At 69.2% G+C, this 21,109-nt stretch carries 16 protein-coding genes; 1 reads left to right on the top strand and 15 read right to left on the bottom strand.

All coding sequences use genetic code 11. The annotated features are described in order from the left end of the window. Positions 1–271 precede the first annotated feature (271 nt). A complete protein-coding gene (locus M2351_RS09590; RefSeq protein ID WP_264655867.1) occupies positions 272–733 on the top strand; it encodes a hypothetical protein in 462 nt (153 codons plus the stop codon). Between the two features lie 73 nt (positions 734–806). On the opposite strand, the gene bfr is transcribed toward M2351_RS09590, so the two are convergent. From bfr to serA, 15 genes are all read right to left on the bottom strand, one after another. Then, positions 807–1,286 carry a bacterioferritin gene (bfr, locus tag M2351_RS09595; RefSeq protein ID WP_264655868.1) on the bottom strand — a complete coding sequence of 160 codons (480 nt, stop codon included), beginning with the start codon at positions 1,284–1,286 and terminating at the stop codon, positions 807–809. Positions 1,287–1,415: 129 nt separating this feature from the next. Next, complete coding sequence (gene malQ / locus M2351_RS09600; protein ID WP_264655869.1) at positions 1,416–3,626, bottom strand: 4-alpha-glucanotransferase; 2,211 nt, start codon at positions 3,624–3,626, stop codon at positions 1,416–1,418. A gap of 245 nt (positions 3,627–3,871) precedes the next feature. After that, a complete protein-coding gene (locus tag M2351_RS09605; RefSeq protein ID WP_264655870.1) occupies positions 3,872–4,915 on the bottom strand; it encodes a response regulator in 1,044 nt (347 codons plus the stop codon). 73 nt (positions 4,916–4,988) lie between these two features. Beyond that, entirely contained in the window at positions 4,989–7,151 is a 2,163-nt protein-coding gene (glgX, locus tag M2351_RS09610) for a glycogen debranching protein GlgX (RefSeq protein WP_264655871.1), read from the bottom strand. A 299-nt stretch (positions 7,152–7,450) separates the two neighbouring features. Beyond that, positions 7,451–9,700, bottom strand: a complete 2,250-nt coding sequence (glgB, locus tag M2351_RS09615) for a 1,4-alpha-glucan branching protein GlgB (RefSeq protein WP_264655872.1) — start codon at positions 9,698–9,700, stop codon at positions 7,451–7,453. A 223-nt stretch (positions 9,701–9,923) separates the two neighbouring features. Further along, positions 9,924–13,247 carry a maltose alpha-D-glucosyltransferase gene (gene treS, locus M2351_RS09620; protein ID WP_264655873.1) on the bottom strand — a complete coding sequence of 1,108 codons (3,324 nt, stop codon included), beginning with the start codon at positions 13,245–13,247 and terminating at the stop codon, positions 9,924–9,926. A 146-nt stretch (positions 13,248–13,393) separates the two neighbouring features. Continuing rightward, positions 13,394–13,822 carry a bacteriohemerythrin gene (locus M2351_RS09625; protein ID WP_264655874.1) on the bottom strand — a complete coding sequence of 143 codons (429 nt, stop codon included), beginning with the start codon at positions 13,820–13,822 and terminating at the stop codon, positions 13,394–13,396. A gap of 165 nt (positions 13,823–13,987) precedes the next feature. Then, a complete protein-coding gene (locus M2351_RS09630; RefSeq protein WP_264655875.1) occupies positions 13,988–14,326 on the bottom strand; it encodes a hypothetical protein in 339 nt (112 codons plus the stop codon). Positions 14,327–14,563: 237 nt separating this feature from the next. Continuing rightward, positions 14,564–15,046, bottom strand: a complete 483-nt coding sequence (locus M2351_RS09635) for a GNAT family N-acetyltransferase (RefSeq protein ID WP_264655876.1) — start codon at positions 15,044–15,046, stop codon at positions 14,564–14,566. Positions 15,047–15,095: 49 nt separating this feature from the next. Then, positions 15,096–15,914, bottom strand: coding sequence for a hypothetical protein (locus tag M2351_RS09640; protein ID WP_264655877.1), 819 nt, complete (start codon positions 15,912–15,914; stop codon positions 15,096–15,098). After that, positions 15,911–16,993, bottom strand: a complete 1,083-nt coding sequence (locus M2351_RS09645; protein WP_264655878.1) for a GNAT family N-acetyltransferase — start codon at positions 16,991–16,993, stop codon at positions 15,911–15,913. The genes M2351_RS09640 and M2351_RS09645 overlap by 4 nt, the downstream gene beginning before the upstream one ends. Further along, positions 16,993–18,048: a glycosyltransferase gene (locus tag M2351_RS09650; RefSeq protein ID WP_264655879.1), complete on the bottom strand. Its 1,056-nt coding sequence runs from the start codon at positions 18,046–18,048 to the stop codon at positions 16,993–16,995. Before M2351_RS09650 ends, M2351_RS09645 begins: the two co-directional genes overlap by 1 nt. Then, a complete protein-coding gene (locus M2351_RS09655) occupies positions 18,039–18,905 on the bottom strand; it encodes a PIG-L deacetylase family protein (RefSeq protein WP_264655880.1) in 867 nt (288 codons plus the stop codon). The genes M2351_RS09650 and M2351_RS09655 overlap by 10 nt, the downstream gene beginning before the upstream one ends. Positions 18,906–19,005: 100 nt before the next feature. Continuing rightward, positions 19,006–19,746 (bottom strand): hypothetical protein, encoded by a 741-nt coding sequence (locus tag M2351_RS09660; RefSeq protein WP_264655881.1) that lies wholly within the window; start codon positions 19,744–19,746, stop codon positions 19,006–19,008. Positions 19,747–19,835: 89 nt separating this feature from the next. After that, positions 19,836–21,089 (bottom strand): phosphoglycerate dehydrogenase, encoded by a 1,254-nt coding sequence (serA, locus tag M2351_RS09665; protein WP_454464584.1) that lies wholly within the window; start codon positions 21,087–21,089, stop codon positions 19,836–19,838. Positions 21,090–21,109 lie beyond the last annotated feature (20 nt).

Raw genomic sequence — 21,109 nt, forward strand, 5'->3', positions numbered from 1 at the left:
CGGGATTCCGTCGATCGGTAGCGACACGCCGCCTGCCCCCTTCAGCGCCGCCGCGCCTGTCGGCGCGACCCGGAGTCCCTGCGGGGCTCCCGGCGATCTCCGGAAATACGGGATTAACATCAAATAGTATGCACCGACCGGAAACCGCGAGCAACAACCGCAGAGGTCGTCCATAATTTTTAAGGATTCGGGAAGTCATCCCCTGTTAAGGTACCGGTTCGAGTCGCCCAGAATCCGCAAACCCGAACCGCCAAAACACAGACCGCAGCCCGTGTCCAGCATCCCCGCCCTTCCCTCGCCGGCCAGCGCGCAGCCCCAATCGGGGCTCAGCCGCATTCGGCAGATGCTGGCCAGCGACGCCCCGGCCATCCAGCCGGTCCGACGCGTTCCCGGCCAGCAGGAGCGCCAACAGCGGCAGGACGTTTCCGCGACCGACGACGCGCTGAAGGGTGGCAAGAGCGCGCCGCTGGACGGCACGGACGGGAGCCGGACGCGACGGTCGGGCGCCTCCGGCGGCTTCTCGCTGAACGCCGATGATGGGGAAAAGCCCGTCACGCCCGGACCGGCCCCGCAGACCGCGACGCCGAACGCCGGCTTCGTCGCGCAGAGCATCTACCAGGACGCGATGGGGGACGGCCTGCACATCGAGCCTTGGCCCGCGGCCATCCAGGCCTACCAGAAGGCCGCCGGCACGCTCGGCGGCGGCGCGGCCCTCAGCCACGTGTCGGTGTAAGCCGGGCCGCGCTCCAAAAAAACGGGGGAGCGCTTGCGGCTCCCCGGCACTCATGTCCAGGCGGAAACCGCCCTTACTCGTCGCCCTTGTACAACTGCTCCTGCTGGTAGGCGTTCAGGCCGATGCGCTGGATCAGGTCCAGCTGGGTTTCCAGCCAGTCGATGTGCTCTTCGGTGTCGTCCAGGATCTCGCGCAGGATCTCGCGGCTCTGGAAGTCGCGCACGGCCTCGCAGTCGACAATGGCCTCCTGGAGGTTGCCGCGGTTCAGGCTCTCGACGCCCAGGTCGGCGTTCAGCATCTCCGGAAGGTCTTCGCCGATCTTCAGCTTGTGCAGGTCCTGCAGGTTGGGCAGCCCTTCCAGGAACAGGATTCGCTCAATCAGCTTGTCGGCGTGCTTCATCTCGCCGATGGACTCTTCATAGACCTTCTTGGCGATCCGCAGCAAACCCCAGTTCTTCAGCATCCGGGCATGCAGATAGTACTGGTTGATGGCCGTCAGCTCATTGGTCAGAATCGTGTTGAGATGGCGGATGACCTTCGGATCACCTTTCATGTTCCCCTCCGTGTTGAACCGTCGCGCGGGCGCGCACCTCCGGCTCCATTTCCCGTAATCGGCGTATGGGGAAGTGTAAGCGCAACGGCCTAAAAGACAAACCACTTTGGCTGTATATTAGAACTTTCGTCAGTACCGATCCCGCTCCGCGCGAACGGCCGCGGCAAGGCCTTTCAGACCCTCGTGTCCGGGCATCGCTTCCACGGGAACGGACAGCCGGCGCCGCCAGTTCGGGTGCTGGTCGACGGTGCCGGGCAGGTTCGGCTGCTCCGCCTCGCCCAGCGCGTCCTCGACCTGCACCATGGCGATCCGGCCGGGCGAGCGCGCGAGGTAACGGTGCACCGCCTCCATCAGCTCCGGCGAGAAGGGCTGGGAGCCCTCGTCGCTCGGGTAGCTGGCCGGCTTCAACCCCTCCGCCGACAGCGCCTGGAGCATCCGCCAACGGTCCACGCCGCGGTCCCAGCTGTCCTTGTCGCGGGCGCCATTATCCGGATAGAGGTCCAGCCGCTGGCGCCACTCCAGGTCCCGGTTCGTCCAGAACCCCTTGAAGGTGGCGAGGTCGTGGGTGGTCACGGTGACCATGGCGTCGGCCGGATACTCCCCGGGCCGCTTGAAGCCGCCATCGGCGCTGCGTTCGAAATACAGCACGCGGTAGCTCAGGATGCCCGCCCGCTCCAGGGCCGGGCGGAATCCCTCCGGCACGGTGCCCAGATCCTCGCCGATGACAATGCAGCGATTGCGTTGGCTTTCCAGCGCGATGATCCGCAGCAGGTCCTGCATGGGGTATTCGACGTAGGCGCCGTCGCTGCCGTCCGCCGGGATCCAGAACAGGTGCTGCAACGCCATGACGTGGTCGATGCGCAGGGCGCCGGCGTGGCGCATGTTGGCGCGCAGCATGGCAACGAAGTTGGCGTAGGCCGTCTCGCGCAGCCCCACCGGCGACAGCGGGGCGAGTCCCCAGTTCTGGCCCTTCAGGTTGAACTGGTCGGGCGGCGCGCCGACGTTGGCGCCCTGCACCAGTATGCCGGAATCGGCCCAGGCCGCCGCCCCGCCGGGGTGCGCCGCCACAGCGAGGTCGCGGTAGAAGCCGATGGCCAACCCGGCCTTCCGCCCGCGGTCCGCCGCCTCGCCCAGCTGGCGGTCGGCCTCCCATTGCAGGTATTCGAAGAAGTCCACGCGGTCGGCCCGCTCGGCGGCGAAGGCCTGGACCTCCGGGCTGTTCGGATCGTGGAAGGCCGGCGGCCAGTTGCGCCACATCCACAGGTTCGGGTCCTGCCGGTAGAAATGCTCGTGCAGCGCTTCGAACGTCGCGTGACGGCGCAGCGGCTCGCCCATTTCCCGCCGGAAGGTCTCGAAGGCTTGGCGACGCGGGTGCCTCTCCGGCAGCCCGCGGAAGGTGGCGTGCAGCGCCTCCAGCACCGGCAGCTTCAGCGCCGACACGGCGGGGTAGTCCACAAGCTCGGTCGACCGGACAGCGGCGAGGCGGCTGCGGAATCCCTCTCCGCCGATCCCCTCTCCGCCGATCATGGTCCGCGCGTCCGGCGTGGTTTCCAGCTCCGGCACGCGCTCCACGTCGATGTACAGGATGTTCATGAAGCTGCGGCTGGACGGCGAATAGGGGCCGATGTGGTTGGGGTCCGCCGGAAACAGCGCGTGCAGCGGGTTCAGCCCGACCAACCCGGCGCCCAGCCCCGCCGCCGTCTCGGCGAAGCGGCCGAGGTCGTCGAAGTCGCCGATGCCCCAGTCGTCGCCGCTTTTCAGCGCGTAGAGCTGCAGCCCGATGCCCCAGGTACGCCCGCCGGGCACCACCTCCTCGACCGTCAGGCAGCGCTCCGGCGCCACGATCAGCGTGGTGCTGCCCTCCAGCGCGCCCCCCACCCCCTTGGGCCGGATCTCCACGGACAGCCGGTGGTAGCCGAGCGGCAGGTGCGATGGCAGCCGCGTGGACACCGTGCGCCGCTCGAAGGCCACGCCGTCGACCACCGCGCGATCGGCGACCGGCAGGGCGCCCACCGTCAGGGCGGCGCGGTGGCTGACGCCGGTTTCCTCCGTCAGGGTCCAGAACAGGTCGGCGTCCTCAAGCCCGGCCGGCAGCGCGAAGGTCAGGGACAGCGGCGCCTGCTCGTCCAGCACGACGACCGGCGGCAGCATGCGCCGCCACGCCCGCTGGTCCACCGCGCGCAGGCTGGCCTCCACCTCCTCGTCGGAGCCGGCGGGCAAGCCCATGGCCGCGATCAAGGCCCGCTTGGTCGCGTCGGACGTCTCCCGCCGGTTGCCCCAGATGTCATGGTAGAAGGGCTCGATGCCGACCAGGTCGGCAAGCCGGTCGAGAGCGCTCATTCAGGATCCCCGCGGGTTGGAACGACTGGCGACGGACGACGGAACGCCCGCTGCGAACATCGCGCGTCGGCCGTTCCCCGTCCAGCCCCGAACATTCGACTTTTTGCATCCGCCGCAAGAGCGCCGCGCCGAACGCCGAGGCACGGTGACAACACGCCGCAACCCGGGATGATCCGAAATGCCGGCGAGACGCTGACGTAAGTCCCCTCTCCCGCCCCCGGCGGGAGAGGGGACTTACGTCGCGGCTATTCCGCCGCCGCTTCCTTCGGCGCCTCACCCGCGCCCTGCCCCGCCGGACCGGCCACCGCCACGCGCGCTGCCTCGGCCTTCGCCTGGGCGATCTGCTCCAGCCGGGCGCGGTAGCCGGCGACGGCGGTCGCCACCTCCGCGGTCATCGCCTCCAAAGGCCGGCCGCGGTCGACGCCCTGCATCAGTTCGCGGGCGAGGCTGCGGGCGCGTTCCAGCTCTTCCGCCGCGACGGCGCCCGATTCGGCCTGGGCGCGCAGCCGCTCGGCCAGCAGCTTCAGCGACTTGGCCGTGGTCTCGACCGGTGCTGGCTCGTGGCTGTCGTCCAGGCGGCGCAGCAGGTCGTCGAGGAAGCCGGGCACGCGGGCCAGATGCTCCACAGCCATGCGCTCCGGCGGGCGGGCGGACAGGCCTGGCACGGCGAACTCGATCAGGAAGGACACCTGGACGCTGGCGCGCATCAGCTTCTGCTCGTTGACGAAGCCGTTGGCCTCGGCCATCAGCTGGCGGGCGTTGAGGTGGGCCCAGCGGTTCGTCGCCTTCAGCCGCAGCGTGTTGGGGGCGTCGAGCAGCGGCACCTGGGCGCCGTCGCGCGGCGACTTGCGGCGGTCGGGGCCGGTGTAGTCGGCGGTCACCACGAACTTCTTGCGGTTCTCGATCAGCGTCGCCAGCCGGTCCTGCACCTGCTTGGGCGACACGGGCTTGACCAGCAGGTCGTCGGCCCCGGCGTTGGTGACGCGCGTCAGCAGCAGCGGGGTCGGCTGCCATGTGGTGGCGACGATGCAGGCGTAGGGGTTGCGGGTGTCGGGCTCGTTGCGCAGGTTGCGGACCAGCCGCAGGGCTTCGGCCTCCTCCCCGTCGGCGTCCAGCAGGATCAGGTCCGGCGTCGCCTCGGCCAACGCGCGGGCCGCGTCGCGCGCCGAGTTGTAGGTCTCCGCCCGCTTCAGCCCCAGGCGTGACAGAACCTCGCGCAGGACGCGCAGGGTGTTGTGCTGGGTGTCGATGATCGCGGCGTCGACCAGGGAGAAGTCGTAGTCGGGCATGGACGGATCCGGGGGAACAGGCGCACCGGGCCCGACCCTAGCACAAGCTGGAAGCGTTGCCGATTGACCAGTGTCAACGTCCGCGCGATTCCACCTGGACGAAGACCAGGGCCGTCCGCCCGTCCACCGGGACGGACCGCCCGGCCAGTTGCATGCGCTCGTCCCCCGCCCCGTCCGGCACCCGGGTGTCCAGCACGCAGCGCCAGCCGCGGGCGTCCGGCACTTCCGGCAGCGTGACGGTAACGGCCTCCGTGTGGGCGTTCAGCACGATCAGCAGGACGCCGTCGTCCTGCGGCGCGCCGTCCTCCCCGGTGTAGCTGCCGGCGTGGCCGTTCAGCAGCAGCACGATGCAGCGGGCGTGCGTGTTGCGCCAATGCTCCGCCGCTTTCTCAACCCCGTGCGGGGTGTACCAGACGATGTCCTTCAGCCCGTCGGCCGAGGTCTTGCGTCCGTGCAGGAACACCGGCCGGCGCAGCACCGCGTGCGCCTTGCGCAGCGCGATCAGCCGCTTGACGAAGGCGAGCATGGCGCCGCCCTCCCCCGCCGGGCCGCCCTGCTGGCGCGACCAGTCCAGCCAGGAGATCTCGTTGTCCTGGCAGTAGGCGTTGTTGTTGCCCTTCTGGGTGTGGCCGATTTCGTCGCCGGCCAGCATCATCGGCGTTCCCTGCGACAGGAACAGAGTCGCCAGCAGGTTGCGTCGCTGCCGCGCCCGCTCCGCCCGGATGGCCGGGTCGTCGGTTTCGCCCTCCACCCCGTGGTTCCAGGAATGGTTGGCGGAATGGCCGTCGCGGTTGTCCTCGCCGTTGGCCCAGTTGTGCTTGTCGTTGTAAGCGACCACGTCGTACAGCGTGAAGCCGTCGTGCGCCGTGATGAAGTTCACCGACGCCCAGGGCCGCCGCCCACGCTTCTCGAACAGGTCGGAGGAGCCGGCGACGCGCCCGGCCAGTTCCGGCAGCATGCCCTCGTCGCCGCGCCAGTAGCGGCGCACCGTGTCGCGGTAGCGGTCGTTCCACTCCGCCCAGCCCGGCGGGAAGTTGCCGACCTGGTAGCCGCCGGGGCCGACGTCCCAGGGCTCCGCGATCATCTTCACGTCGGCCAGCACCGGGTCCTGCCGCACGGCGTCCAGGAACCCGGACCCGGGGTCGAAGCCGTAGGGCTCCCGCGCCAGCACGGTGGCGAGGTCGAAGCGGAAGCCGTCCACATGCATCTCCGTCACCCAATAGCGCAGGCTGTCCATGACCATCTGCAGGACGCGCGGGTGGCTGAGGTTGAGCGTGTTCCCGGTGCCGGTGTCGTTGATGTAGAAGCGCGGGTTGTCGGGCAGCAGCCGGTAGTAGCTGAGGTTGTCGATGCCCTTGAAGGACAGCGTGGGGCCCAGGTGGTTGCCCTCGGCGGTGTGGTTGTAGACCACGTCCAGGATCACCTCGATCCCCGCCTCGTGCAGGCGGGCGACCATGGTCTTGAACTCCGACAGCACGCCGGTGGTCATGTAGCGCGGCTCGGGCGCGAAGAAGCCAACGGTGTTGTAGCCCCAGTAGTTGCGCAAACCCTTCGACACCAGGTGCCGCTCGTCGGCGATGGCCTGGACCGGCAGGAACTCCACCGAGGTGATGCCCAGCGCCTTCAGGTAATCGATGATCGCGTGGGTGGACATGCCGGCGAAGGTGCCGCGCAGCGGGGCCGGCACCTCCGGATGGCGCATGGTGAAGCCGCCGACGTGCGTCTCGTACAGGATGGTGTCGGACCAGGGCACCAGCGGGTGGCGGTCGTGCCCCCAGGTGAAGGCGCGGTCGACCACGCGGCCCTTCGGCATGGCGCGGGCGTTGTCGCGCCGGTCGAAGGACAGGTCCTCGCGCGTCGAGCCGACGCGGTAGCCGTAATGGGCGTCCGACCACTTGAACGGCCCGAACAGCGCCTTGGCGTAGGGGTCGAGCAGCAGCTTGTTCGGGTTGAACCGGTGCCCCGCCGCCGGATCGTACGGCCCGTAGACCCGGTAGCCGTAGAGCAGCCCCGGCCGCGCGTCGGGCAGGTAGCCGTGCCAAACCTCGTCGGTGTATTCCGGTAGCACGACCCGCTCGACCTCGCGCTGGCCAGTCTGGTCGAACAGGCACAGTTCCACCTTCTCCGCGTGGGCGGAGAACAGGGCGAAGTTGACGCCGAACCCGTCCCAGTTCGCCCCCAGCGGATAGGGCTTCCCGGGCCAGACGGTCGTGCGCGTGGCGGTGGCGATAGACATCAGGGGAGGCTCCCCACGGGCACGATCATCGGACGCGCTGTTCAAGCGGGTGGATTGGGCAGGACGTGGCCTAGCCGAAAGGCCATGCCGCAAGGTGCAATAAACGGGAGGCGGACGGTAGGCGTCAAGGAAAGAGCAGCGGAATCCCCTCTCCCCTCTGGGGAGAGGGTTAGGGTGAGGGGGCGGCCGCAGGCCGACAACCCAGGCTCATTGCAGCGCTTGTCCGCCCTTCGGGCGCCCCCTCATCCTAACCTTCTCCCCGGAGGGGAGAAGGAACAGGTGGAAGGAAGCGGCGGCCCCTACCCCGCCTTCCGCTCCAACACCACGGTGCCCAGGGGCGGCAGGGTCACGTTGATGGAGTGCGGGCGGCCGTGCCAGGCGGTTTCCTCGGACTCGATGCCGTCGGGGTTGCCCACCCCGCTACCGCCATACTCCGTCGCGTCGGTGTTCACCACCTCCTCATACCGCCCCGGCAGCGCGACACCCACACGGTAGCCGTGCCGCGGGATCGGCGTGAAGTTGCACACCACGACCACTTGGTGCTCGGGGTCGTCGGTCTCCTTGCGCAGGAAGGCCAGCACGGAGTTGTCGCTGTCGTTGGCCTCGATCCATTCGAAGCCGGCCGGGTCGCAATCGGTCTGGTGCAGTGGCTTCAGGTCGCGGTACATGCGGTTCAGGTCGCGCACAAGGCTTTGCAGCCCCAAATGCAGCGGCTCCTCCAGCAGGTGCCAGTCGAGGCTGCGGGCCTCGCTCCACTCCCGCCACTGGCCGAACTCGCCGCCCATGAACAGCAGCTTCTTGCCGGGATGGGCGAACATGAAGCCGTAATAGGCGCGCAGGTTGGCGAACTTCTGCCAGTCGTCGCCCGGCATCTTGTTGATCAGCGAGCCCTTGCCGTGCACCACCTCGTCGTGGCTGAGCGGCAGGACGAAGTTTTCCGAGAACTGGTAGATCAGGCCGAAGGTCAGCTGGTGGTGATGGTAACGGCGGTGGATGGGATCCTTCGCCATATACTCCAGCGTGTCGTGCATCCAGCCCATGTTCCACTTGTAGCCGAAGCCCAACCCGCCGAGATAGACGGGCCGCGACACGGCCGGCCAGGCGGTGGATTCCTCGGCCACCGTCATGATGCCCTGGTGGTGCCCGTAGGTCAGCTCGTTCATCCGCTTCAGGAAGGCGATGGACTCCAGGTTCTCGCGCCCGCCGAACTGGTTGGGGATCCACTCCCCGGCCTTGCGGCTGTAGTCGAGGTAGAGCATGGAAGCCACGGCGTCGACGCGCAGCCCGTCCAGCCGGTACTGGTCCAGCCAGAACAGCGCGTTGCCCAGCAGGAAGTTCTGCACCTCCGTCCGGCCGAAATTGTAGATCAGCGTGTTCCAGTCCTGGTGGTAGCCCTGGCGCGGATCGGCGTGCTCGTACAGGTGCGTGCCGTCGAACCAGCCCAGCCCGTGCGGATCCGTCGGGAAATGGCCGGGCACCCAGTCCAGCAGCAGCCCGATGCCCGCCGCGTGGCAGGCGTCCACGAAATACTTGAAGTCCTCCGGCGTGCCGTGGCGGCTGGTCGGGGCGTAGAGCCCGATCGGCTGGTAGCCCCAGGATCCGTCGAAGGGATGCTCCGTGATCGGCAGCATCTCGATGTGAGTGAAGCCTAGGTCCTTCACGTAGGGGACCAGCCGGTCGGCCAGCTCCCGGTAGGTCAAGAAGCGATCGCCTTCCTCCGGCACCCGCGCCCAGGATCCCAGATGGACCTCGTAGATGGAGATCGGCGCCGTCCGCTCCGCGCAATGGCTGCGGGCCTGCTGCCAGCTCTGGTCCTGCCAGCCGTATTTGGGCAGGCCATGCACGACCGACGCGGTCTGCGGCCGCATCTCCGCCTGGAAGGCGTAGGGGTCGGACTTCAGCGGCAGCAGGTCACCGCCGGCCCCCTTGATCTCGAACTTGTAGCGCTGGCCGGCGGTGGCGCCGGGAACGAAGATCTCCCACACGCCCGCTTCCGTGCGCTTGCGCATCGGCAAGCGGCGGCCGTCCCAGTCGCAGAAGTCGCCAACCACGCTGACACGCCGCGCGTTGGGCGCCCACAGCGCGAAGGCCACGCCCGCGACCCCGTCGATCTCCCGCGGGTGCGCGCCCAGCCGCTCGTAGCTCTTCAGGTGCGTGCCCTCGGCCAGCAGGTGGATGTCCAGCTCGCCCAGCACATTGCCAAAGCGGAAGGCGTCCTCGAACTCCTGGGTGGCCAGCGGGAACTGCACGCGCAGGCGGTAGCGGAAGCGTTGCGTCCGCTCCGGCATGGTCGCCAGGAAGAAGCCCTCGTCGTGGACCCGGTCGGCCTCGGCGACGGGATCGCCGCTGGCGCTGTCGATCACCCAGACGCGCTCGGCGCCGGGGATGAAGGCCCGCACCTCCACCGGCCGGCCGTCCCCGTCCTGGTGCATGCCCAGGATCGCGAACGGATCGCCATGGTCGGCGCGGACGATCGCCTCGATGCCGCCGCGCAACGGCGACGCCTTCTGCGTTTCAGGCCGGATTCCCGTGCGGATGTCGTTCGGCATCGGTTGCCCTTCTTCCCCTGCCTTCGTTCTTGGGGTGTGAACATAACGCCACGCCGTTTGTCACACCAGCGACCACACCCTCGCACGCCTCCGGCGGGAGAGGGAGGGACCCACGCCCCAAGGGCGTGGGAGGGTGAGGGCTTGGTTTCTCGGGAAAACCTTGCCCTCACCCTCCCGCCTTCAGCGGGCCCCTCCCTCTCCCATCGGGGATGGAAGAGGGAGTTCACACCGTCCCGTCGAGCAGGCCCAGCACGCCCTTGACCGGGATGCCGATCCAGCTCGGGCGATGCGCGGCCTCGTAGGCGATCTCGTAGAGCGCCTTTTCCATCAGGAACAGGGCCAGCAGGCGCCGGCTCGCCGCTTCGTCCGCGGGCCAACTCGGGCAGCCGCCGATGGAGGCGCGGTAGGCGTCCAGGAAAGCCTGGGTGCTGCGCCGCTCCCAATCCTGTGCTGCTTCCAGCGCGGCGCCGGTGCCCTCCAGCGCGGCCGCCTCGTCGATGCGGAACAGCGCCGCCCAGGCCGCATAGTTGAAGGAGCGCAGCATGCCCGCCACGTCGCGCAAGGGGCTGTGCTTGGCCCGGCGCTCCTCCAGCGACTTCGCCGGCTCGCCCTCGAAGTCGATGATGTACCAGTCGTTCTGGGCGCGCAGCACCTGACCCAGGTGATAGTCGCCGTGGATGCGCGTCTTCAGCCCCTGCGGCGGCGTGTCGGCCAGCTCGGTCAGCCGGTCCATCACCTCGGCGCGGCGGGCGAGCAGCCCCTCCGCCTGCTCCCGCACCGCCGGGGTGAGGCGGTCGAGCGCGCCGGGCAGCGCCGCGAAGGCGGCGTCGGCTTGGCGACGGGCGGCGTCGGCCCAGCCCTTGAGGTCGGCGGCGGTGATCGGCTCCGGATCGAAGGCCGGGTCGCCGGTGCCCTGCGCCAGCGCGCAGTGCAGTTCGGCGGTGCGCTGGCCCAGCGTCGCCGTCATGGCGAGGTGGATGCCGAAGGGCTCCCCGGTCGTCGACTCATCGCCGGCGTGGGAGACGCCCAGGCGGATGTCGTCCAAGTCGCGCACCAGCGAGTCGACCGTGCTGCTCCAGCCATCGCCCTGGTTGCGGACGAAGCCCTGCACGACGACCAGCGCCGTCGGCGTCCCGTTCTCCGCCACATGCTCCACGGAGCCCAGCAGCGGCGGGGTGTTGGGATACCGGGCCACCTCGGTCAGGAAACGCCCCATCTCCAGCTCCGGGTGCGAACCGGGTGTCAGCCGGCGGAACACCTTCAGCACCGCCTGGCTGTCCACCAGGACGGAGCTGTTGCTCTGCTCCACGCCCAGGCGCCGGATCTCCGCATCCTCGCCCAGCGTCAGCTCGGCCATACGCGCCGTCGGCGTGAAGCGCAGCGTGCCGGAGGAGGCCGGAAGCTCCCGCCCCTCGCGCAACGCGTCCAGCAGGCTGCGCGTGAAGGCGTCGGTCTGCACGGCGTCGACGATGGCGCCGGTCCGCGGCCCGCGCCGCGCCTTGGCGAGCGTGTAGGGCAGCAGCGGCCAGCCGGCGTTGCCGGCGTTCTCCTCCCAACTCATGGCGAGCGGCAGCAGGTAGGACTGCCGGCCCCCGCCGGCGAGATCCACGTCGGCCCAGGACAGCATGAAGCCGTCGCCCGGTCCGGGCAGCCGGGCAAACATGGGGACCTGCGCCCGCTCGATGCGGCGGTCCTTGGCGGCGAACCAGCGCTGCTGCGGCAGGAAGGCTTGCAGGATGTCGCGCGCCAGTTCCTCCCGCGCCTGCCCGCTGATCAGGCTGTGCCAGCCGTCGCGCACCACCACGGTCAGCAGGTCGGGCACCGGTTCCGGCGTCGTCTCGTGCCAGGACGGCAGCTGCGCCTCGGCGGCCAGCGCGAACCAGTAGAAGCCGTAGGCCGGGATGGTCAGCAGGTACGGCAGGTCGCCGACCGGCGGGAAGACCGTGCGACCCAGCAGCTCCACCGGCACGCGGCCGCGGAACTGTTTCAGGTCAAGCTCCACCGCCTGGGCGGAGCGCGACAGGTTGGCGACGCAGAGGACGATCTCCTCCCCCTCCTCCGTGGAGTGGCAGCGCAGGTAGGCCAGAACCTTGCGGTTGCCCGGGTAGAGCAGGCGGAAGCTGCCGCGGCCGAAGGCCTTGTGCTGCTGGCGCACGGTGATCAGCCGCTTCATCCAGTTCAACAGGGACGACGGGCTGCGCTGCTGCGCCTCCACGTTGATCGCCTGGAAGCCGTAGATCGGGTCCTGGATCGCCGGCAGGAACAGCCGCGCCGGATCGGCGCGGGAAAAGCCGCCGTTGCGGTCGGGCGACCACTGCATCGGCGTGCGCACGCCGTCACGGTCGCCGAGATAGATGTTGTCGCCCATGCCGATCTCGTCGCCGTAATACAGCACCGGCGTGCCGGGCATCGACATCAAGAGGCTCTTCAGCAGCTCGATCTTGCGGCGGTCGTTTTGCAACAGCGGGGCGAGACGCCGGCGGATGCCCAGGTTGATGCGCATGCGCCGGTCGGCGGCGTAGAAGTCCCAGAGATAGTCCCGCTCCTTGTCGGTCACCATCTCCAGCGTCAGCTCGTCGTGGTTGCGCAGGAAGACCGCCCACTGGCACAGATCCGGGATGTCCGGCGTCTGGCGCATGATGTCGGCGATGGGGTGCCGGTCCTCCATGGCAACCGCCATGTAGATGCGCGGCATCAGCGGGAAGTGGAACGCCATGTGGCATTCGTCCCCGCCCTTTTCCGGATCGCCGAAATAGGGCAGCACGTCTTCCGGCCACTGGTTGGCTTCGGCCAGCAGCATGCGGTCGTTGTAGCCCTTGTCGATCTCCGTCCGGATGGCTTTCAGCACCTCGTGCGTCTCGGGCAGGTTCTCGTTGTTGGTGCCCTCGCGCTCCTTCAGGTAGGGCACGGCGTCGAGCCGCAGCCCGTCCACCCCCATGTCCAGCCAGAAGCGCATGACGTTCAGCACTTCCTGAAGGACCTTCGGATTGTCGAAGTTCAGGTCCGGCTGGTGCGCGTAGAAGCGGTGCCAGAAATAGGCCTGCGCCTCCGGATCCCAGGTCCAGTTGGACTTCTCCGTATCGCAGAAGATGATGCGCGTGCCCTGGTACTTCTGGTCGGTGTCGGACCAGACGTAGAAATTGCGGTGGTTCGACCCCGGCTTGGCCTGCCGGGCGCGCTGGAACCACGGGTGCTGGTCGGACGTGTGGTTGATGACCAGCTCGGTGATGACCCGCAGGCCGCGGTCGTGGCATTCGCGCAGGAACCGCTTGAAGTCCTGCAAATTGCCATAGGACGGGTTGACCGCCTTGTAGTCGGCGATGTCGTACCCGTCGTCGCGCAGCGGCGAGGGGTAGAAGGGCAGCAGCCAGAGCGTCGTGACGCCCAGGTCCTGGATGTAGTCCAGCTTCTGCGTCAGTCCGGCGAAATCGCCGATGCCGTCGTTATCGGCGTCGAAATACGCCTTAACGTGCAGCTGGTAGATGATCGCGTCCTTGTACCAGAGCGAATCCGAGCGATCGATCCGTCCGTTGTCCAAGCTCTTCATGCCGCTGCCGCCACTCCGGAATGGGAACCGGGAAGGGGGCGAATGCCCCCGTGCACCGACATAAACCGCTCAAGCGGGCGACCGTTCCGCCGCGAAGGCGATGTACGTTGTCCAACCTGCGATTGGGTTGTGTGCGCGGCGGTCCGTTATCCCTTCGCCTTCCGGCCCGGCCTGGGCAGGGCGCGGTAGGCGTTCTGGTCCTCTTCGATGAAGTGGGCGATCAGCCGGTGCTCGACCCAGTTCGACAGCTCGTTGGGTGTGCAGAAGACGACGCCGAATTCGCCCTCCTGCCGCAAATCGGCCAGTTCCGCCGCGATGGCCCGGTGCACGGCGCGGTGCTGTTGGGTCGATTTGCTCTTCGCCGTGCCCCAGAAGCGCTCCTCGGCCAGGAAATGCTCCTGCGTGTATTTGACCAGCGCCGCGTAGGCGTTCTGGATGATGCGGTAGCCCTGGCCGGCGTTCACCGCGACGTGCAGAAGGTCCGACAGTTCCAAAAGCGTCCGGTGTTGGGAATCGATGAACTCGTTCCCGACGGTGTACTCATCCTTCCACGGGAATCGCGCAGACGTTTGCATGCTGGCCTTGCTGTCGGGCGAACGGGCGGGCTGACCACAAAGGGCGCCCGGACGTTAGCACCCGCCAACCGTGAGACGGCATGGACAATTTGCCGCAAACGTCGACAAAAACCGGCGACTTCCGCGACTTTCGACAGGCCGGCTTTCAGCGGGCCGCGACGTGGATCACCCCGGCCCCACCCGCGTCCGCCGGATGGTGCGGACCTTCGGCCCGTACTGCCCCCGGCGTTGGGCGGCCAGCGTCAGCGCCTCGTGCGCGATCATGCGGCGGAAGTCGCGGTCGACGCGGGCGAACATGCCGAAGGCCGTCTTCACCGCGTCCGGCGTCGGGTTTGCGGTCGCCTCACGCAAGGCGTTGCGCAGCATGCGCAACTCCAGCACTCCCTTGACGCAGATGTGCTCGACCGCCTCGGCAAGAATGCCGATCGAGCACAGCGACGCCTCGTCGTCGAGCCGAACCTGCACCATGCACCTGAGCGACTGAGCAAACGGATAGGTCGGCACTTTTACCGTCGATTTGAGACAAATCGCACGTTTTTGTCGAACAGCGTCCGTTTTCCCAATCAGGGTTGCACGGCTGCATCACCGGCACAACCCAACCTACGGATCCTGCACCACCGGTGCTTGACCCGCCCCAACCCAAAAGGTTAAAATTCCTACATCAACGGCCGATCCGCGCCCAGCATCCGCGTCCATGAAACATCATCGAAAAAACGTTGCACAATGTTTCATTCGTCGGTTTCATTCGTCGGAATCCAGGTCCTTCACCATCAGGATCAGGTCCAGGGCCTGCTCGACCGGCTCCCCGTCCGGCGTCGTGAAGCGGACGGTTTCCCGGAATGGGCGTTCGGCCCGCCAGCCGCGCCGCTGGTAGAAGCACCGGGCCGCGCTGTTGCCGCGCTCGACGCCCAATTCGGCGCGCCGGACGCCGCGCTCGCGGAGCAGAAGTTCGGCGACGGCCATCAGGTGACCGCCGATGCCGGTTCCGTGCAGCGGGTGGAAGCTGCGCACCGCCCATAGGACGGCGATCCTCTCTCCCCGCTTGGCCGCGAGGTCGATCCAGACCTGCCCGACCGGGAAGCCGCCGGTCACCCCCAGCAGCATCAGCCCGTCGCCCCGCTGCTGGGCCGCGAAGGCCTCCTGGATCACGGCGCGGTGCGGGCTGTAGAGCCCCATCCATTCGAGCGCGGGCAAGTCCGCCGCGGTGCAGAGGCGAATGGTCATGGGGACGCTCAAGGTCACCCGCCCAAACACCGGGCCGATTTCGGCGGGCTCATCCATCGGGCAAGGCGGGCTCCATCAGGCCGACGCGGCGGTACAGCTCCGGCCGGTGCCGCGTCCAGTTCTCGACCACGCACTCGGTCGCCGACCGGTCATAGTAGGTCCAGGGCAGCGCGTGCGCGTTCAACCCCACGAAATGCGCGCCAACCCGCCCGAGTTCCGGAGTCTTCGGCCAAAAGGGCGAACAGATCGACACGTCCGCGGTGGACACCACATGGGCCGGCCGGTCGAGGTCGAGCGCCACGACCTGGAGCCCCTGCTCGTCGAGCTCCGACGCGAGGGGGACGGGGTGCGCCTCCAGCACCGACCGCAACGCCGCACCGAGGTCATAGCCGGGCGGCAGGCCGCGGATGCCGGCGTTGCGCGGCTCCTCGCGGGTGAAGGCGGTGAAGGCGCCGTGGGCCAGCGTGACATCTCCGGCGATCAGGCAGCGCGGCTCCGCCTCCTCCAGCCAAGCGCGCATGGCCACGGGCAGGTCCCAGAGGATGCAGTCGTTGTCGAGCGACAGTTCGTAGCGGTCGGGGAACAGGCGCAGTGGGGCGAACTTCCAGGCCACCCCCTCCGCCATGTCGCCGCCAAGGTGGTTGTCGAGGAAGTCCGGCAGCCCACCCGCCGTTTGCCACGCCACGGCGTCCGGCACCGGGCCGGTGCGTGCGTGCGCGGCGTCCGGAGCCATGCCGTTCACGACCACCGCATAGCGTGCCTCCGGACCGAACAGTCCCCAGGCGCCCCAGATCGACAGCCGCAGCGCCTCGAACCCGCGCGGGCTGACGTCGCCGATGGTCCAGCGGACACCCAGCGGCCGGATCATGCGCCGCCTCCCGCCGTGAAGCGGCGGGTCAGGCTCGGCTGGTCCACCGCGCCCCATTGATACTTGTAGGCCTCGCGCCCGCGCAGGAAGTGGAACTCGGCGGCCCCCTCCGCCAACGCCTGCGCGATGGCGTGCCCCACCGCGAGGACGCCAGGCCCCTGGGCGGCAAGCTCCGGGTCGAAGCCACCCAGGTAATAGTAGGTGCGCTGCCCGTCGCCGAGCCCGTAATGGACCGCGGCCAGACGCCCGCCGATGCGCAGCCGGTGCATGCGCAGAAGGCCAGCCTCGGCCAGCGCGGGCAAGGCCGCGCGGTGGAAGGCCTGAACGGCCGGATCAGCCAGCACCCCCGGCTCTCCACGGCCTGACCAGCGCGCGGCGTGCAGCTCGAACAGGTCCTCCAGCATGCCGCCGGCGGTGTGCGGGGTGGCGTTCTCCACGGCGACTCCGCCGGCCCGCTCCGCCCGGCGCCCGGTGTGCCGGAGGTTGCGCGCCTGCGAGGCGGGAAGCACCGCGGCAAGGTCGCGCTCCCCCTTTGTACCGAGGGGAAGGAATGGGCAGACGTCCGTCGCCCCGCAGGACTCACGCCAGCCCGGCGGCGGGCCAAAGCGAAGCAGCCGCGACCACGGCGGCAACGCGGGGAACTCCAGTGCGCCGCAACCGGTCAGGTCCGGGATGGCGGCCAGCACCTCGGCCAGCGGCACGTCCGGCTCCACCAGCGCGTCGAGCAGGTCGGTGACCCCGGCACCGAGCGGCAACAGCCGGTCGCCCTCCCGGTAGAGCGGCAGCACACCGACCAGACGGACGCGGCGGTACAGGGCCAGCACCCACAGCTCACCATGGGCGAAGGCGCGCCACCAGGGGATCAGCCACGCCGGGTGCTGGAAGGGCGTGGCGTTCGGAACCCGGCCCCACAGGGCAGCCCACGGAGCGGCCAGCGCCTCCAGCGCCGCTTCACTGCGCGCGGCGACGATCCGGACACCGGACGCGGCCGGGCCGGGACTGGTCGCCGCGATGGCCCTGAGGCTCCCGTTCGATGGCATCGGGTTCGGCATCGGGTTCGGCATCGGAGTCGAAGGCATCAGGCCGCTCCCGCGTTCGCCGTCCGGCGGGACAGCCGGGCGTAAAGGTCGAGGTAGTCGTTGCTCATCCGCTCCGCCGAGAAGCGCGCCCGTGCGGCGGCGCGGCAGACATCCGGGTCGAGGCGGCCGGCCGCGGCGACCGCATCGGCCATAGCGGCCGCGTCCTCGACGATGAAGCCGGTGACGCCGGGTTCGACGATCTCCGGCAGGGCGCCGTTGCCGAAGGCGACCACCGGGGTGCCGCTGGCCATCGCCTCCATGGCGACGAGCGAGCTGGTCTCCGGCGCCTCGCTCGGCACCAGCAGGCAGCGCGCCGCGGCGAGCAGGCGCCGCTTGCGCGCGCCGCCAATCGGGCCAAGGAATCGGCTGCCCCCGATCAGACGCGGTTCCACCTCCTCTGCGAAGTAACGCTCGTGCGCCTCGTAGGGGAACACCTGGCCGCCGACCAGAAGCGGCAGGCCGGCGCGTCGCGCCGAGTCCAGGGCGGTGTGGATGCCCTTCTCCGGGCAGATCCGACTGAGCGCCAGGGCGAAGCGGCGCTTGGTCAAGCGCGTGGCGAAGCGGCCCAGCGGGATGCCGTTGGGAATCGGCGGCAGAAGCCGCGCGCTCCGCGGGCAGGCCCGGTGCTGGGAGGCGGAGACGCAGACCAGATGCGTGTCGGGACGGCCGGGGGCGAAGACGTCGGGCGGGTACCAGCCCGGCGGCAGGTGCAGGGTCGCCAGCGCCGGCACGCCGGGTGGCGGCAGGCAGTTGGCGAAGTCGATGCCGTGCAGGTGAACGAGATCCACCGGGTAGCGCGCCAGCGCCGCGCGGACGATCCGCCGCACCTGGGCGTGGACGCCGGCCCGGATCGATTCGTCGATGCGCCCGCCCACCGCGTGCACCGGCAGCAGCGTCCCCGCGACCGTGGACCCCTCGCAGGCCACCACCAGCGACCGGTGGCCTGCGGCGACCAGCGCGCGGTCCAGCGTGGACAGCACCTGCTCCGCCCCGCCCACCGCGTCGGGGCCGACGGGCGCGAAGGGATAGGCGACGCTCAGGACGGTCAAGGGCATCCGCCGCCCTCCCCGCCGGAGGCAGCCAGTCCAAGGGTCCGCAGGGCCTCCGCCGCCAGGGCGCGCCAACGCTCCCCGGTGATGCCCCAGGAGAAGCGGTCGTAGTTCAGCGGGCCATCGTGCGGCGGGCGCGTGAAGTCGTAGGCCGGCGCGGGGCGGAATCGCTCCACGTCGTCGCGAAAGGGGGCGAGCGTGCGCGCTTGGCTGGCGTGTGCGTCGAGCATCCGGCGCTTCAGCACACGGTCTTCCGGATCGAGCCACACGGTGCAGGCGGGGATGCCGGGCCGCGGCAGGAAGTCTTGGAAGACGGTGCCGCCCTCCCCGCCCGCGCCGTGATAGCCCGCCATCTCGACGATCCGAGGGGCCACGCCGTCGAGCAGGGTGCAGGCCGCGTGCACGGCGAAGGCGGTGGCGTCGTGGTCGGGATGCCCGCCTTCGTAGGCGTGGGTCAGCACCACGTCGGGCCGCTCGTCCTCGATCCGGTGCATCACCAGCCGGGTCAGCGCCGCCAGATGGTAGGAGGCGCCCTGGTCGGCGAAGCCCAGCCCGTCGAGCCGGTCCGGCGCGACACCGGCCAGGGCCAGGGCCCGCTCCAACTCCGTACGGCGCAGCGCCGCGTAAGCCGCGGCCGTGGTGCAGCCGGCGGCTTCCGCATCCGGGCCCGTGCGGGGAGCGCCGTCGGTCGTGTGCAGGATGCGGATGCGATTGATGCGGCCGAGTTGGGCGCCGGCTCCTATGGTTTCGTCGTCGGGATGGGCCACGACCACCAGCGCCCGCTGGCTGTGGTCGAAGGGCAGCTGCTGGCGTGACGCGGGCAGCGCCCCATCGATGCAGGCGTCGATGCAGGGGAATGGCATTTCGGCTGTTCGCAGTTTCGGATGTGCGAATGCCAAACAAGGGCACCGGGACCGGGTTCCGAAACTCCGGCGCGCTACACGAAGGTTTAAATCCGGTGGGTCAGACCCGCCGCTTGCCCTTGGGGATATACCGATTGATCTCGCCGTTGCAGGACCGGCTGACCCGTTCGTATTCGGCCAACGTGTCCACCTGCGACTGGCGCCGCTCCCGCTCCTGCCCGAACTCCTGCAGCATTTGGCGGAGCAGGCTGTTGACCGGCAGCAGCAGCGCCCGCATCGCCTGGTCCTTGGAACGGGCGCGAACCGGCTTCATCCGGGCCGCCACGGCTTCCAGCCGGCGGTTCAGCGTCGGCGCGTATTCGCGCAGCAGCTGCTCGTCCACGGCGATGTGCTTCATCTCGTGGCTCAGCACCTCGCCGAAGATGCAGCTGTTCTGCGGCAACTCGCGGGCGACGTAGATGGTCCGCTCCTCATAGCCGAAACCGGCCGTCAGGAGCTTCGGCGTGACGCAGAAGGTCCCGTCGCCCATCGGCTGGATCAGCGCTTCGAGGTTGGACCGCTCGCCGTGCTTGACCAGAGCCAGGCCGAGGATATGCCCGTTCGACGCCCCCGCCGGCCCCGGCGCACGGCCGGGCATGCCGGCCAACTGGTTGATGGACCGCCCGTAGTCCCGGCGCAGCGGCGCCGTCAGGACATCGACCTTGAGCTGGGTCGGGCCATACTCGGGGCAGGCGCCCCCTTGCTGCGCCGCCGCCGGGGCAGCCGACAGGAGGCCCGCCCCGCCGAGGAGGACGAAGCAGGCCGGCAGGAGCAGCCGACGACGGAGGACGCCCGGGATCATTCCCGGAATGTCGGAGCCGCCCCGGCGCACCGCAAGCCCTGCGGCAAGGGGTACCGCGAGCCCGCGCAGCCCCAGCTCCAGGCCAAGCTTCAGCAGCCGCCCGGCTTGCCCGGATAGAGGAAGCGCGCCTTCAGCGTACCCTCGATCGCGCGCAGATCGTTCGCCACCTCGTTCTCGTCCACGTCGCCGTCCACGTCCACTACCACGTAGCCCAGCTCCGGGTCGGTCTGCAGGTACTGGGCGGCGATGTTCAGGTTGCGGCCGGAGAAGACCTCGTTGATCTTGCGCAGCACGCCCGGACGGTTCTCGTGGACGTGCAGGAAGCGGGTGCAGCCGGCGTGGACGGGCAGCGCCACCTGCGGGAAGTTCACCGCCCCCATGGTCGAGCCGTTGTCGGAATACTCGATCAGCTTCTGCGCCACCTCGGTGCCGATGTTGGCCTGCGCCTCCATGGTCGAGCCGCCGATGTGCGGGGTCAGGATCACGTTGTCCAGGCCGCGCAACGCGCTCTCGAACACCTCGGCGTCGCTGCCCGGCTCCTTCGGGAACACGTCGATGGCGGCGCCGATCAGGTGGCGCTCCTTCAGCGCGCCGGCCAGCGCCTCGATGTCGACCACCTGGCCGCGGGCGGCGTTGATCAGGTGGCTGCCCTTCTTCATGGCGCGAAGCTGCGCCGGGCCGATCATGTTGCGGGTCTGCGGCGTGTCGGGGACGTGCAGGGTCACCACGTCGGACACCGCCAGCAGCTCCTCCAGCGAGTGGCAGGGCTGCGCGTTGCCGAGCGCCAGCTTGTTCACCACGTCGAAGTAGCGGACCTTCAGGCCCATCGATTCGGCAAGGATCGACACCTGCGTGCCGATGTGGCCGTAGCCGACGATGCCCAGCGTCTTGCCGCGGATCTCGTAGCTGTCCTTGGCCGACTTCATCCAGCCGCCGTCGTGGACCAGGTTTGACTTCGGGAAGATGCCGCGCATCAGCATGATGATCTCGCCGATCACCAGCTCCGCCACCGAACGGGTGTTGGAATACGGCGCGTTGAAGACGGGAATGCCGAGTCGGCGGGCGGCCTTCAGGTCCACTTGGTTGGTGCCGATGCAGAAGCAGCCGACGCAGATCAGCTTCGACGCGGCTTCCAGCACCTTGGCGGTCAGGTGGGTGCGCGAGCGGATGCCCAGGATGTGCACGGACCCGATGCGCTCCAGCAGCTCCGCCTCGTCCAGGGCGCGCGGCAGCCGCTCGACGGACACGTAGCCGCCGTGCTCAAGCTCGCTGATGGCGTTGTCGTGGACGCCTTCCAGCAGCAGGATGTTGATCTTGTCCTTGGAGAGCGAAAGCTTGGTCACGGCAGGCATCCGTCCATCTG

Origin of the sequence: Azospirillum canadense, assembly GCF_025961225.1 — a bacterium.
GTDB classification, from domain to species: domain Bacteria; phylum Pseudomonadota; class Alphaproteobacteria; order Azospirillales; family Azospirillaceae; genus Azospirillum; species Azospirillum canadense.

Excerpts from the sequence above, each read along its gene's own strand:
- bfr (WP_264655868.1), bottom strand. The coding sequence starts at position 1,286 with ATGAAAGGTGATCCGAAGGTCATCCGCCATCTCAACACGATTCTGACC.
- malQ (WP_264655869.1), bottom strand. The coding sequence starts at position 3,626 with ATGAGCGCTCTCGACCGGCTTGCCGACCTGGTCGGCATCGAGCCCTTC.
- M2351_RS09605 (WP_264655870.1), bottom strand. The coding sequence starts at position 4,915 with ATGCCCGACTACGACTTCTCCCTGGTCGACGCCGCGATCATCGACACC.
- glgX (WP_264655871.1), bottom strand. The coding sequence starts at position 7,151 with ATGTCTATCGCCACCGCCACGCGCACGACCGTCTGGCCCGGGAAGCCC.
- glgB (WP_264655872.1), bottom strand. The coding sequence starts at position 9,700 with ATGCCGAACGACATCCGCACGGGAATCCGGCCTGAAACGCAGAAGGCG.
- treS (WP_264655873.1), bottom strand. The coding sequence starts at position 13,247 with ATGAAGAGCTTGGACAACGGACGGATCGATCGCTCGGATTCGCTCTGG.
- M2351_RS09625 (WP_264655874.1), bottom strand. The coding sequence starts at position 13,822 with ATGCAAACGTCTGCGCGATTCCCGTGGAAGGATGAGTACACCGTCGGG.
- M2351_RS09635 (WP_264655876.1), bottom strand. The coding sequence starts at position 15,046 with ATGACCATTCGCCTCTGCACCGCGGCGGACTTGCCCGCGCTCGAATGG.
- M2351_RS09640 (WP_264655877.1), bottom strand. The coding sequence starts at position 15,914 with ATGATCCGGCCGCTGGGTGTCCGCTGGACCATCGGCGACGTCAGCCCG.
- M2351_RS09645 (WP_264655878.1), bottom strand. The coding sequence starts at position 16,993 with ATGCCTTCGACTCCGATGCCGAACCCGATGCCGAACCCGATGCCATCG.
- M2351_RS09650 (WP_264655879.1), bottom strand. The coding sequence starts at position 18,048 with ATGCCCTTGACCGTCCTGAGCGTCGCCTATCCCTTCGCGCCCGTCGGC.
- M2351_RS09655 (WP_264655880.1), bottom strand. The coding sequence starts at position 18,905 with ATGCCATTCCCCTGCATCGACGCCTGCATCGATGGGGCGCTGCCCGCG.
- M2351_RS09660 (WP_264655881.1), bottom strand. The coding sequence starts at position 19,746 with ATGATCCCGGGCGTCCTCCGTCGTCGGCTGCTCCTGCCGGCCTGCTTC.